General features: G+C 57.5%; 12 protein-coding genes. 6 read left to right on the top strand and 6 right to left on the bottom strand.

The features are described from left to right. Window positions 1-92: 92 nt before the first annotated feature. Window positions 93-725: a class I SAM-dependent methyltransferase gene (locus WA922_RS10210; protein WP_424771596.1), complete on the bottom strand. Its 633-nt coding sequence runs from the start codon at window positions 723-725 to the stop codon at window positions 93-95. Between the two features lie 60 nt (window positions 726-785). Between WA922_RS10210 and WA922_RS10205 the strand changes: the two genes are divergently transcribed. Beyond that, entirely contained in the window at window positions 786-1,679 is an 894-nt protein-coding gene (locus WA922_RS10205) for a haloalkane dehalogenase (RefSeq protein ID WP_424771595.1), read from the top strand. A 166-nt stretch (window positions 1,680-1,845) separates the two neighbouring features. Here WA922_RS10205 and WA922_RS10200 read toward each other — a convergent pair whose 3' ends face one another. Beyond that, the gene (locus WA922_RS10200; RefSeq protein WP_424771594.1) at window positions 1,846-2,637 is read right to left on the bottom strand and encodes a nucleotidyltransferase family protein; all 792 of its coding nucleotides are present in this window, start codon (window positions 2,635-2,637) and stop codon (window positions 1,846-1,848) included. After that, on the bottom strand, window positions 2,634-3,962 hold the full coding sequence (locus WA922_RS10195; RefSeq protein WP_424771593.1) for a lipopolysaccharide biosynthesis protein: 1,329 nt from the start codon (window positions 3,960-3,962) through the stop codon (window positions 2,634-2,636). The genes WA922_RS10200 and WA922_RS10195 overlap by 4 nt, the downstream gene beginning before the upstream one ends. Before the next feature lie 219 nt (window positions 3,963-4,181). On the opposite strand from WA922_RS10195, the gene WA922_RS10190 reads away from it, so the two are divergent. Continuing rightward, complete coding sequence (locus WA922_RS10190) at window positions 4,182-5,348, top strand: hypothetical protein (RefSeq protein WP_424771592.1); 1,167 nt, start codon at window positions 4,182-4,184, stop codon at window positions 5,346-5,348. Between the two features lie 45 nt (window positions 5,349-5,393). Continuing rightward, window positions 5,394-6,413, top strand: coding sequence for a glycosyltransferase family 2 protein (locus WA922_RS10185; RefSeq protein WP_424771591.1), 1,020 nt, complete (start codon window positions 5,394-5,396; stop codon window positions 6,411-6,413). Between the two features lie 52 nt (window positions 6,414-6,465). On the opposite strand, the gene WA922_RS10180 is transcribed toward WA922_RS10185, so the two are convergent. Beyond that, window positions 6,466-7,206, bottom strand: coding sequence for an SDR family NAD(P)-dependent oxidoreductase (locus WA922_RS10180; RefSeq protein WP_424771590.1), 741 nt, complete (start codon window positions 7,204-7,206; stop codon window positions 6,466-6,468). Window positions 7,207-7,395: 189 nt separating this feature from the next. Here WA922_RS10180 and WA922_RS10175 point away from each other — a divergent pair, with 189 nt between their 5' ends. Genes WA922_RS10175 through zapE form a run of 3 tightly spaced genes read left to right on the top strand, consistent with a single transcriptional unit; the run spans window position 7,396 to window position 9,785 of the window. Next, the gene (locus tag WA922_RS10175) at window positions 7,396-8,178 is read left to right on the top strand and encodes a succinate dehydrogenase iron-sulfur subunit (protein WP_424771589.1); all 783 of its coding nucleotides are present in this window, start codon (window positions 7,396-7,398) and stop codon (window positions 8,176-8,178) included. Between the two features lie 21 nt (window positions 8,179-8,199). After that, window positions 8,200-8,658 (top strand): PaaI family thioesterase, encoded by a 459-nt coding sequence (locus tag WA922_RS10170; RefSeq protein WP_424771588.1) that lies wholly within the window; start codon window positions 8,200-8,202, stop codon window positions 8,656-8,658. After that, the gene (gene zapE / locus WA922_RS10165; protein ID WP_424771587.1) at window positions 8,655-9,785 is read left to right on the top strand and encodes a cell division protein ZapE; all 1,131 of its coding nucleotides are present in this window, start codon (window positions 8,655-8,657) and stop codon (window positions 9,783-9,785) included. Before WA922_RS10170 ends, zapE begins: the two co-directional genes overlap by 4 nt. A gap of 11 nt (window positions 9,786-9,796) precedes the next feature. Here the strand turns inward: zapE and WA922_RS10160 are convergent, their stop codons facing one another. Both WA922_RS10160 and WA922_RS10155 read right to left on the bottom strand, forming a co-directional pair. After that, on the bottom strand, window positions 9,797-10,762 hold the full coding sequence (locus tag WA922_RS10160; RefSeq protein WP_424771586.1) for a crotonase/enoyl-CoA hydratase family protein: 966 nt from the start codon (window positions 10,760-10,762) through the stop codon (window positions 9,797-9,799). A gap of 157 nt (window positions 10,763-10,919) precedes the next feature. Further along, complete coding sequence (locus WA922_RS10155) at window positions 10,920-12,818, bottom strand: XrtA/PEP-CTERM system amidotransferase (protein ID WP_424771585.1); 1,899 nt, start codon at window positions 12,816-12,818, stop codon at window positions 10,920-10,922. Window positions 12,819-12,822 lie beyond the last annotated feature (4 nt).

Here is a 12,822-nt window from a genome sequence, read left to right as displayed (position 1 = left end):
GCATGCCGCGCTATCCTGCCCGTTCCCTCATCCGCGCGCCTGCGCGCCCGCAAGCCAGTTTGCGGAGCGGCGCGCGGGTGCGCGGGGCAGGCCTACTCTGCTTTGATGCCCACACCCCATTCCATCCAGCCAACGGGCTTTGGTGTGCCGGGCGCATAACGCTCACCCATAGGCTCCACCACGAAGCCACCGTCGCGCACCGCCGAAGTAATCGGGCGGGTCAAATGGCATCCGCCCGCCAAGGGCTTCCAGACCGGTTCGATCCGGTCTTGCCACTTGGCGACATTGGCATCGGGCGCACGGCCATGCTCCAGGAATAACAGCTTGCCGCCCGGCCTCAGAATACGCCGCATCTCGCGCACGACTCTCGCCTGATCGTGGACCGAACACATGGTGTATGTACAGACGACCGTGTCAAAACTGCTATCCTCGAAGGGTATATCCTCCCCGATACCGTCTTTTATATCCGCATCCCAGCCATGTTGCCGGGCTGCGGCGCGCGCATAGTCGAGCAGCTTGCCGCCGGGGTCGATTCCTGCATAGCGAGTGATCGCGGCAGGGCTGTAAAACCGCTGATTGATGCCGCCGCCGCAGCCAATCTCAAACACATCTCCGCGCGCGAGCGGAACGATCTTCGCCCGTAACTCCATGATTGGCGGCGCTCCGCATGCCAGCTTTATCAAGCGCGGGACACCGTGGGTATTCCACCAGTTTTGCAGTGCCACAATTTGCCCTTCCCATTCACCCTATCCGGCGGCATGATACGCGCCGGAGAGAAGAATTCTATGATCAAGTTTCACCGCACACCCGATGCGTGTTTTGCCAATATACCAGAATATCCGTTCGATCCGCGATATCATATTTTGCAAGATGGTTTGCGGCTTCACTATATTGACGAAGGGCCGCCGGGCGGTATTCCGGTGCTGATGATGCATGGCGAGCCGAGCTGGAGCTTCCTCTACCGCAAAATGATCGGGCCGGTGGTCAATGCGGGGTACCGCGTGCTCGCCCCCGATTTGATCGGTTTTGGCAAATCGGACAAACCAACGTCAAAAGGCGATTTCAGCTATGCACAGCATATTGCGTGGATGCGTGAATGGTTTGAGGCAATGGGACTTCATCAGGTGGTGCTGGCCTGCCAGGATTGGGGATCGTTGATCGGCTTGCGGCTAGTCACCGCAATGCCTGACAAATTCGCCGCCGTCATTCTGTCCAACGGGGGCCTTCCCGCTGGTCAGGACCCGCCACCCGCTTTTGCCAAATGGCGCACATTTGCCAGGCTCAGCCCTGTTTTCCCGATCGGCGGCATCATCCAGAAAGCGACCAGAACGGCCTTGGATGATAGCGTAGTGGCCGCCTATAATGCCCCTTATGATACCCGCGCCAGCAAGGCCGGGTCGCGGATATTCCCCGCGCTGGTTCCGCTTGGGGATAATGTTGAAGTGCCTGCGCAATTGGCAGCTTGGAAGGTGCTAGAGACATTCGAAAAACCATTCACCTGCTGCTTCAGCGACCGTGACCCGATTACCAAAGGCGGTGATGCACCATTTCGAGACCGCGTGCCCGGAGCCAAACATGAATTGCACCGCACGCTAAGCGGCGGACACTTTATTCAGGAAGATGATCCCGAAGGCTTCGTCGGCGCGATTTTGGATACAGCGAAGTTTGCCGGGGTATGAGGCGAGCCCCAGGGAGGATGGGATCTATCCGCCCCGATAAGCGCGGTGTGAAGCACGGATCCAATCCCGCCGTGATGTCAGAGTGTCGTCGATCCCTGGCAGAACTGCCTTTGGTGCTCCCACCCGTCCCCGCGAGCGTTTTGGCCCGATATCCCCGATATCTTCGTTATTTTGACGCCGCGCCTCGCGCGATTGACCGGTCCTGACCCTTCACCTGCGCAAGCAGCGCCTTCACGTCAGCCAGATCCTGCGGCGTGTCGACATCGACCGCCGCCAAACCATTGCTCGCGGCGATCACGGCCGGCACGACTGCGACCCGCGCGCCCAATGTCGTCAGACCTTGTTGGAGCGTCAACCGGCCAATCAGATAGCTTAGCAAGGTACCCAAACCCAGCCGCCTGACTATCCTGAGTGGCCGCTTCCGGTCTGCTTCAATCTGCTGCCACAGGGCAATCGCAGCCTGCGCGTTGGCGCGGCGGAGATAGAACAGATTACAGCCAGACCAGTGCCCATCGGCAAACCGCAAATATGTGCGTTTGCTGCCCGGCAGTGCCATCTCCACAGCCTCCCGCTTGGCCAGCATGATGCCGATGTCGGCGCTTGCCGGTGTCTGGCCTATTATTTCGCGAACCCAGTCGGCACGAAGCAGAGCATGATCGGCAGTCGTTACCAGCAGCGGCGGTCCGGCGTATTCAAATCCCGCCAGCACGCTGCCGCTCGGCCCTGATCGGGGCGCGATAATCTCGCCGCCCAGAAGCCGTGCGCATTCGGCCACCGGCCCTTCATCACACGATATCAGAATGCGCGTTGCCCCCGCCTGTTTCAGCGCAGCGAAAACCCGTTCCAGCAGAGACTGACCATCTATCACGATCAAGGCCTTGTGCGCCGCTCCGCCGAATATCTCCGCGCCCTGCTCGCCCGCCCGCGATCCTGCCAATATGAGCGCAGAAAAACTCATTGCCGCGCAGGGCGGCGATCAAGCCGCTTGAGCAAGCCGAAAATCAGCGCCGAAAGAAGAAGATATTCCAGCGCCTGAACCGCAGTGACGCTCCAGGCAACTGCCAGAGATTGCGTGTCGGCTATCATCAGAACCGTACCGATCAGGGCTGCCGCAGCGACCAGCCTGACCCACAATTGATAATGCGCCTTGCCCAGAGAATGCAAAGCCGGCTCATAGGCAACGCTTGCCAATTCCAACGATCCGGCAATAACCAGCGGAACCAGTATTATCCCGCCGCTGGAGAATGCCTCTCCGGCAATCAGGACCAGTATATCCGACCCCATAAATGCGGCCAGCGCGCCAACGGACAGGGCCATAGCGACAACCACCAGACTGACTTTAGCGATAGTGCGGCTAAATTCGGCAGCGGGCGCTGTGTGAAGCTGGCGGTTCACTTCGGGGTAGATCGCATCGGACATCAGCACGGCGAGTTTGCCCAAACCTTTGGCGAGTTGGTCAGCGATCCGGTATACCCCGGCGGCACTGGTACCAAAGAAATACCCTACGGCCAGCAAAGGACCCTGCTGAACCACCGCCTGTATTGACGTGCTGCAATAGGTGACACCGACAAATTTCAGCAGGCTGGGATTTTCGGCCAATAATTGGCGCCACTGCAAGGCCATTGAAAAGCGGATGATATCCGGTCGAAGCCGCCATGCGGCGAACCACATGGAAAACGCCGTCAGAAACTCTATCGCGGCCCAGGCGAACAGGAACCGCGCAACGGTGGGTTCGGTCAGCCAGATCAGGATGGCAGCCAGCAGCCGTAGCGCGGGGGTTATCGATCCAACCAATACTGACAGTTCAAACCGGTCCAGCGCGCGGATAACCCCGTATGGGGCGGATACTCTCGCCCATAAGGTCGCGCAGATGAACGCAAGCGCGATATTCTTATAGTCCGGGTTCAGTTCCAGCGCATCGCCAAACCCGATGATGGTCACCGTGGCCAGCACGCAGCCCGTGGTTGCTCCGACAGCGTCGATCATAGCCCCCGCCACAGAAATTCGGCCGAATGCAGCCCAATCGCCTCGCGCGATATGCGGCGCACCAAAGCGGACGATTGTCTGCCAGGTCTGGAAACCAGCGACCGCAACCATGGCCTGGGCTATACCGAATATCAAAGCGAAGTGCCCAAAATCCTTGACCCCCAAGGACCGCGATAGAATGGCCAGATATATCAGGCTGCTAACCGCGCCAAAGCCTTTCCCGCCAAGCAGCCATCCGGCATTTTGGACAATGCGCCGTAAGGTGTATTGCGCGCTATAGGTCTGTCCATCTGACATCACCGGCCTCATGGTACAGAACATGCAGCGCGACAAGGGCGATTTTCATCGCAGGACTGCGTTCCAGCACCTGGGCTCAAGGGTGCTGCTCTCCCCTCTGATGCCGACTGGATTGTTCCGGCAAATTGCGGCCATTTTCACGCTTACGTGGAGGCCGGTAAACGGGTAGGCCGCACTAGATCCACCCGCTGCGTGTTATGGAATTTGAAAGCTTGCTCCATGCGTATCATGTTTCTTTTCAACCACGATGCAGCGCATCAGGCCGCACATATTGCGGGCATTATGGCCGCTTTGGCTGGCAAATACGCGCATTGTCAGTGTGTCGCGGCCACCGGATCGCCAGAGATTGAGACGCAGGTTCGCGCGCTGATATCGGCTGACGCACAGCAATATATCGAGTGGGCAGATCTGTCTTTGTCGCCATTACTCGGCATCGCCCTTGCCGCGCCGAATGCGCTATTCCCGGCAAAACGCCTGACCCGCCTTCGCTGCAATCAGGATATCTTCCAATCGGTGGATGCTATCGTTTCGACCGAACGGACCTGTCTGAGGCTGAAGCGGCGGCTCGTCAGCACTATGGGCGCGCGGGCACCGCAGTTTATATATGTTCCGCATGGATCGGGCGACCGCAATGTGGCCTATCACCCTGCCTTGTCACAATTCGACCATATGCTGTTGAGCGGGCAAAAGCTTGTCGATGAAATGACGGCGCGCGGATTGTCCTCGGCCGATCGATGCCACCTTATCGGATATCCCAAATTCGATACGTTGCGCCTCGATCAGCAAGCGCCCCTGTTTGACAATGACCGGCCAACATTTGTCTATAATCCGCATTTCGACCCCACGCTTTCATCATGGTACGAATGCGGCCCCCAATTATTGAACAGCTTCGCCGCGATGCCAGACCGTTACAATCTCATTTTTGCGCCGCATGTCATGCTGTTTCGCAAGAAATTACACATTTCGCTCGAATATCGGACCGCGCGTATTCGGCCGGACATTCCCTCTGCTGCTTTGGCAGCGCCCAATATTCTGGTCGATATTGATAGTCCTGCCTTGTTCGACATGACATATACGCTGGCAGCTGACGCCTATATTGGCGATATGTCGAGCCAGATATATGAATTTCTTTTGCATCCCCGCCCGGCATTTTTCATTGATACGCATTCCCGTGCGTTTCCCGATGAGCACGCCAATCGCGCATTTTGGCAAAACGGTCCGGTGGTCCAATCGGTGCCCGAACTGCTTTCGCTATTGCCCGATTTGCCGCAGATTGCCGAGAGATATCGCGCAACGCAGGATCGGTTGTTTTCCTACACGATCGATTACAAAAGCGATCAGCCTTCGGTTGACCGGGCTGCCGCGGTCCTTGCAGAACTGATGTAAACACGCAAAACGTCATCGCCGCCTTACGCTAATACTGGATATTCTATGACATTGCCGAAAGCCGGGCTTACCCGCGATACACCGTGGCTCAGTATTCTTATCCCTGCGTATAATGTGGAGCTATATCTCGAAGAATGCCTCGATTCCGTATTGGAACAGGCGGGCCCGGATGTGGAGATCATTGTCTGTGATGATGCATCCACCGATAGAACGCACGCAATCGCGCAACACTATCTTGCGCGGTATCCGGCACGTCTGACAGTCCTGAATAATGCCTCCAATAGCGGGCTGTCAGCGACCCGGAACAGGATGATCGATGCCGCGCGAGGTGAGTATCTCTGGTTCCTTGATTCTGATGACACGATTCTGCCCGGCGCAATATCCGCCATCGCTCGCGTGGCCGCGCTGTACAATCCCGATATTATTGGCGGTGATTACCGCAAACGGCGCATGTATAAGCGGGCCTTTACAGGGCGCCGCGAAACAGTTTTAACCGATCCTGACATATTCCTGGCAAAAATACTGGAATCGCGCAAAATCTATGCGTGGCTCAGGATCAGCAAGCGCGGATTGTGGAATGGCGGTTTACGTTTTCCCGACGGCAAGGTGTTTGAAGATATCGGCACGATGCCGTATCTGATTTTGTCTGCGCAAACCTATTACCATCTCAGCCGCGCACTCATTCAGTACAGGATCAGGCCCGGCAGCATTCTCGCCGGGATTACCCGAACGCCTGGCAGTTTCCGTGTCGATAAGCATCTCGATCTTGCCCATGCCCTGGACGGTTTTGGTGCGGCATTGGCCAAAGCCGAAAAACACCAGCCATTCAGCGAAACGCGGTTCGCAGTCAGTCATTTTATTGCGATGGAATTCTGCAAGATTGCCGGCCGCATTCGCAAGGCCGGGCCGTCGGGCTGTGATGTGCAAGATACGTCCATTTTGATCGAGCAGTTTCGCAGCATCATGGAAGGCGCCTCGCCATTACCCTTCCCTACGATATTGGCCGCCTATATCAAACGCGGGAAACTGATCGCGTATGCCATGCTGCGCAGAGAAGGCGGCTAGACCAGCGGTTCAGCAATGTATTGATGAACGGCACCGCAGCAGTCACGAGGCGTCACGGCGCAATCCTCTGTCCGTCATATGCAAAAATCCGGCCGCTATCCGCTGGGGTAAGCCCATCCAGCACATCAAGCAGTTGACTGGCAGCGTCACCCGGACGGCTAAGCTGTCCATCAGGCAGATTGCTTTGAAACGGGCGCGATAATTCGCTGTCTACCGTTCCGGGATGCAGCCCGGCAATGATCGCCTGTTTATGCGTACGGCCCAATTCTATGGCGAAATTCTTCAGCAACATGTTGAGCGCAGCTTTGGACGCGCGATAGGAATGCCATCCGCCAAGCCCATTATCGGTAATTGATCCCACTCTGGCGGAGAGGGCCGCAAAGATACTGCGGCTATTACGGGGCAACAGCGGCAGCATGTGTTTGGCGATAATCGCCGGACCTACAGTGTTGAGCTGTATCACTTCCATCATTGTTTGCGGATCAAGCTTGCGATATGACCGTTCCGGCCCGGTCCCGTCAGCCAGAGTGAGAATACCGGTCGCCGCAATCACCAGTTGCGGCGGATTGTCGCGCATCTGACCGGCCGCTGCTTTGATGCTGTTTTCATCAGTCAGATCAAAGCGGAAAGCAGCCGCCCCGGATAGCTTGGTATCAGGGGTGCTGCGTGAACCCGCCCAAACATGCACACCGCGCTGACGGAGCGTTTCGGCGAGAGCGCGCCCGATGCCGCCGCTGGCCCCGAATATTGCGGCGGTGCTGATCGCCGATTGCTGTGGTGAACCCTTATCCATACGGGCAAGACGCCTCAGACATGCACTCTGTTCCCGGTTTCGCCCGCGCCGGGCCGGGATGCTGAAGCTGCGCGGACCTTCTCATGCACGGGCGGCAACAGCCCTGGCGAACTCTTCAACAATCGCTGTCTTGCTCTCGTGGCAGGAACCGTTAGATAGGGCGTTCAGAGTAACAGGATCAATACGGCAATGGCGACTTTCACTCTCCCGAAAAATTCAAAGATCAATGGCGCAGGTCGCAAACATGCCGCCAATACTACGGGCCGGGTGAAATCGTTCAAGATTTACCGCTATGATCCCGACACCGGGGATAACCCGCGTTACGACACATTTGATATTGATCTGGACCAGTGCGGCCCAATGGTTCTGGATGCCCTGTTCAAGATCAAGAACGAAATTGATCCAACACTGACATTTCGCAGGTCTTGCCGAGAGGGCATTTGCGGTTCCTGTGCAATGAACATGAACGGCAAGAACGGTCTTGCCTGCACATCGGCGATTGAAGACATGTCGGGCGAGATCCGCATTACGCCGCTGCCGCATATGGAAGTGATCAAGGATCTGGTGCCTGACTTCACCCATTTTTACGCCCAATATGCTTCGATCCGCCCCTGGTTGCAGACAGTTACGCCGACCCCCAGCGGCAAGGAACGTCTGCAGTCACCCGAACAGCGCGAGCAGCTTGATGGTCTGTATGAGTGTATTTTATGCGCCTGTTGCTCCAGCAGTTGCCCATCGTACTGGTGGAACAGCGACAAGTTTCTTGGCCCTGCTATTTTGCTTCAGGCCTATCGCTGGCTTGCTGATAGCCGTGATGAAATGACCGGTGACCGGCTGAATGAGCTGGAGGATCCCTTCCGCCTCTATCGTTGCCACACGATCATGAACTGCGCGAATGTCTGCCCGAAAGGTCTGAGCCCGGCCAAGGCAATTGCAGAGACCAAGAAAATGATGGCCGAGCGGACGATTTAGGACCGCGGCTGGCTGGCCCTCATGCGCGCCCCGCCTGATTTTTTCACCTATCAGCCGGTCCCCAACCAGCCCGGTTGGTTCACGTGGGATATGACCGACAATTCGCGCTTCAACATGCAGGTTATGGGCCCGTTAATGGTCCGGCAGGAAGGCGATAAATGTCGCTTGCGGATGATGCCGGAACATCGCCATACCAATCTACAGGACATGATCCACGGTGCGGTGACGCTGTCCCTGATCGATATTTCGCTGTTCTGTGCCATGCACGTCCTGCGCAAAAGCGAGGCCGGAAGGGCCGTGACCCTGGAACTTTCCACGCAATTCATCGGCGCCGGTAAACCCGCCGAACCGCTCGATGCGGTGGTAGAGGTGATGCGCGAAACGGGCCGGCTAATGTTTCTGCGCGGCGATGTAGTGCAAGGCGACCATCTGGTTGCCGCATTTTCCGGGCTGGTCCGCAAGGCTTCATCAAAACGATGAACACCTCGCCGGTATCGCGGTATGAACAGCTCGTTGCAGCAGGCGAATTACGGGCCGATCCAGCGCAGCAGACAGCAGCACGGCGCCTGGCCCAATTGCGTCACGAATTGGCTGCGCAGACCCCCAATGGGTTTTTGGGTAAACTGTTTGGCAAAGCTCCTCCGCCTCCGCGCGGGGTGTATTTGTGGGGCGGTGTCGGCCGCGGCAAGTCCATGCTGATGGATCTGTTCCACGAGACGCTGGCGATTGCCGAAAAGCGGCGCGTGCATTTCCATGCCTTCATGCTCGAAGTGCACAGCCTGCTGCGCGACGAGCGCCAGAAAGAACGTGGTGATCCCATCCCATCGGTGGCAGCCACAATCGCCAGCAATGTCCGCTGCCTCGCCTTTGATGAAATGGTGGTCAACAATTCCGCCGACGCGATGATCATGAGCCGGCTGTTCAGGGCACTGATTGTTGATGAAGGGGTTACCATCGTCACCACATCGAACCGTCCGCCTGCAGATTTGTATAAAGACGGATTGAACCGCGAACATTTCCTGCCCTTTATCGAATTGATCGCCAACAGGCTCGACGTGATACCGCTCAATGGCCCGGTCGATTACCGGCTCGAACGGCTGGCCGGTATCGATAGCTGGCATACACCGCTGGGCGATGCAGCCACCGCACAGGTACGTGAGGCGTTTTTCCGTCTGACCGACTATTCACCCGATGATGCGCAAAACGTCCCTTCAGGACAGCTGGACCTTGGCGTTGGACGCGAGTTGCACGTCCCTCGGGCCTTGAAAGGTGTGGCGGTATTCAGCTTCAGCCGGTTATGCCGGGATGCGCGCGGGGCAAGTGATTATCTCGCTATCGCAAGGGCGTATCATTCGGTCATTATAGTCGGCATACCGGTGATGGGGCCCGATGACCGTAACGAGGCCGCGCGCTTTGTCACTTTGATCGATGCGCTATACGAATACCGTGTGAAGCTGTTTGTCACGGCGGCCGAAGACCCGGACAGGCTCTATCAATCGGGCGATGGCAGTTTTGAATTTGAGCGGACCGTCAGCCGGTTGATGGAAATGCAAAGCGACGAATATATGGCGCTGGGCCACGGTCTGGCTGACAGGAACCAGGCCTGACGCGCACGCTGCTAGGCGGCATCCGCCAGGCGTTGCTGTGCCGATGCAAGCCGCGCCATGACTTTCAAATCACGCTCGCTCAGTTGCAACGCAGCGTCTGCCCATAATTCGGTAATCCGGTTGAGTTCTTCCAGCTCCAGCCCCCAGGACACTTTCATCGCTTTACGCGCATTCACCATGCCCGCATGGCGCCGTCCGGCCTTTTTGATAAAGTCACGGCATACACTCTGGCCCTCGCCTTTCTCCGCAAGGTGATGCACCAGACCAAGTTCATGCATTTCTTCGGCGGAGTACGTCTTGTTTGACACGATCAGCCGGTCAGCCATCGCACTGCCGAGTTTGCGCGACAGGAATGCATGCGCGCCCATTCCGGGAAACAGACCGAACATAATCTCGGGCAATCCGAATGTCGCGTCACGCTCTGCAACAATATAATCAAACGAGAGCAAGGCCTCAAAGCCGCCGCCCAGCGCCGAGCCTTCGACCAATCCGATGGTCAGCACAGGCATATTGAGCGTTTGCATATTGCGGTGAAGGATCGCGCAGCACCGGTGGCCATAGCGTTCAAGGCCGGACCGGTCGCGATCCTGGATCAATTCATGGAACAGAGCCAGATCGCCGCCAAAACAGAACACACCCGGCGCTCTGCTGCCCAATACCAGGAATTTCAAAGGAATCCTGCCCGGCCCAAAATGCTGCATGATAAGCGATTGCCAATGTTCAAAGTCGGACAGCATGGCGTGGGTAAAGCTGGGCCGTCCTGCTGGCCGCATGTAGGACCACAGCGTCTGCGTATCGCCCTGATACACTACATCCAGTTCCTTCAGGGCAAGCAGCGATGCAGGTGTGGTAAGCTCGGGTGTCGAAGGACCAGCGGGGTCCGCGATGAGAGCGCGGTCACCGCCCGCTTTTGATGATGCTGCGTTTTGTCCAGCAACCATCATTTCACCGTCAAGCTGCGGTAATCTTGCCGTCATCCGATCCATTTGCGACCCCCCCCGGGCATTATCGGTAAGCTGGCTGCCAAGGCTAGTCAGGCCCCGCTTCCTTGGCAAATGAATAATGGTGAAAGTCAGATGAGCGCCATTCCAGCGACGGAAAAGGGATAGTGCATGGCCCAGTGCGGCGCGCTGTTTATCCTTCAATACCCAGATGCCGGATGGATTTGTCCAGCATCATCAATTGCCACAATACCCGTCCGTGATCCGATTGGCCGGAAATGTGATCTTCCGCCAGACGGGAGAGAATGCGGGGATTGAACCATCCCGTCCGGGCAAGTCCGGAACTGGCTGATATGGCGCGTGCCTGATCCGCCAGCGGGCCGCGAAACCACTGTGAAATCGGCGTTACGAAGCCTTGCTTTGGCCGGTAAAGAATGTCGCTGGGTAAATACCGCTCCATTGTATTCTTGAGCAGCCACTTGCCCTGGGCTCCTTTAATTCTGGCCTTGTGCGGCAGTGCGGCGGCAAATTCTATCAGGCGGTGATCAAGCAGAGGCTCGCGCGCCTCCAGCCCGACCGCCATGCTGGCACGGTCAACTTTGGTCAATATGTCACCCTGCAACCAAAACTTCAGATCGGCATATTGCGCCCGGTCCAGGCCGGTTTGCGCAGGCGCATTGCGCATCAGCGCAATCAGCGGCTGTTCGGCCTGGTAACCGGCCAATTCACGATGCATCGGGTCGCTGAAGATTTGGGTACGCAATTCCGGCGGGATGACCGACAGGCTGCGGGCATACCCGGCTGCGCCGTCTTCCGCGAGCGACAGTAATGTCGATTTCGCCCGCAGAGGGCGCGGTGCCCAATCCGCCTTTGGCCATATCGCGCCAAGCCCGCCAAACAGCGTTGCGCGCAAGCCCGCAGGCACAATGGCACGTGCCTGCTCCTCACGGGCGTGGAAGACCTGGCGGCGATATCCGGCAAATGCCTCGTCAGCCCCGTCGCCTGACAGGGCAACTGTCACGTGCTCACGCGCCAGCTCGCACACCCGTAAAGTTGGCAGGGCCGATGCGTCCGCGAATGGCTCGTCATATATACCCGCCAGCCGGTCAATCGATTGAAAATCATCCGGCGCGACCATACGGCTGTGGTGATTGGTCGCAAATCGCTGTGCGATACTGTCGGCATATCCGGTTTCATCGAGAGCCGCGACATCGAATCCGATCGAGCATGTGGTCACCGGATCGCGGCTCGCCTCGGACATCAATGCCACGACGCTGGAGGAATCCACTCCGCCGGAAAGAAATGCGCCCAAGGGCACATCGGCATCCATACGCGAGGCGACCCCTTCACGCATGTGGTGCAGCAACTCGGCTGACAGATCAGCCATCGATCCTTTTTTGCGGCCAGAAAAATCAACATCCCACCATTGGCGCGGCGCAGCAGGCGGAGCGCCATGTTTGAGCAAGCGGAAATGCCCGGCAGGCAATTTTTCAACCCCTTTCAGGATGGAACGGTGATCGGGGACGTAACCCCACGTCATGTAATCTTCGACCGCGAGCGGATCGGCCTTGCGCCGTAATAATGGATGCGCAAGCAGGCCTTTCAGTTCTGAAGCAAAAGCCACGCTGCCATCGCTGAGTTCGGCCATAAATAACGGCTTCACACCCAACCGGTCGCGCGCAAGAAACAGATCCCGGGTCTGCCGGTCATAAAGCGCGAACGCGAACATGCCGTTGAGCCGGTCGAGACAATCGATACCCCACCGCTGCCACGCAGCCAAAATAACTTCGGTGTCGCCATCCGTGCGGAACACAGCGCCCTGCGCCGCCAATTCGCGGCGCAGTTCCCGAAAATTGTAAATTTCACCATTGAATACGATTACCGCATTGCCATCGGCAGAATGCATCGGCTGCGGGGAGCCTTCGAGATCGATAATGGACAGGCGGCGGTGCCCCAGACCGATACCGGAGTCAGTCCATACGCCCGCACCATCGGGGCCGCGATGCGCAATGGCATCGCACATTTTGACGACCCGCGCCGGATCAACCGGTTTGGGTGTTCCGCAATGAAAGATACCGGCAATTCCGCACATTTTG

The sequence above is a fragment of the Pontixanthobacter sp. genome (assembly GCF_049682855.1).
In the GTDB taxonomy this organism is placed as follows: Bacteria; Pseudomonadota; Alphaproteobacteria; order Sphingomonadales; family Sphingomonadaceae; genus Pontixanthobacter.
Note: the sequence above shows the minus strand (reverse complement) of the source record. Positions and strands in the feature narration are given on the sequence as shown.

Coding starts and splice junctions, on each gene's coding strand:
- WA922_RS10175 (WP_424771589.1), top strand. CDS start 7,396: ATGGCGACTTTCACTCTCCCGAAAAATTCAAAGATCAATGGCGCAGGT.
- WA922_RS10160 (WP_424771586.1), bottom strand. CDS start 10,762: ATGACGGCAAGATTACCGCAGCTTGACGGTGAAATGATGGTTGCTGGA.
- WA922_RS10205 (WP_424771595.1), top strand. CDS start 786: ATGATCAAGTTTCACCGCACACCCGATGCGTGTTTTGCCAATATACCA.
- WA922_RS10155 (WP_424771585.1), bottom strand. CDS start 12,818: ATGTGCGGAATTGCCGGTATCTTTCATTGCGGAACACCCAAACCGGTT.
- WA922_RS10180 (WP_424771590.1), bottom strand. CDS start 7,206: ATGGATAAGGGTTCACCACAGCAATCGGCGATCAGCACCGCCGCAATA.
- WA922_RS10195 (WP_424771593.1), bottom strand. CDS start 3,962: ATGTCAGATGGACAGACCTATAGCGCGCAATACACCTTACGGCGCATT.
- WA922_RS10170 (WP_424771588.1), top strand. CDS start 8,200: ATGCGCGCCCCGCCTGATTTTTTCACCTATCAGCCGGTCCCCAACCAG.
- zapE (WP_424771587.1), top strand. CDS start 8,655: ATGAACACCTCGCCGGTATCGCGGTATGAACAGCTCGTTGCAGCAGGC.
- WA922_RS10185 (WP_424771591.1), top strand. CDS start 5,394: ATGACATTGCCGAAAGCCGGGCTTACCCGCGATACACCGTGGCTCAGT.
- WA922_RS10200 (WP_424771594.1), bottom strand. CDS start 2,637: ATGAGTTTTTCTGCGCTCATATTGGCAGGATCGCGGGCGGGCGAGCAG.
- WA922_RS10190 (WP_424771592.1), top strand. CDS start 4,182: ATGCGTATCATGTTTCTTTTCAACCACGATGCAGCGCATCAGGCCGCA.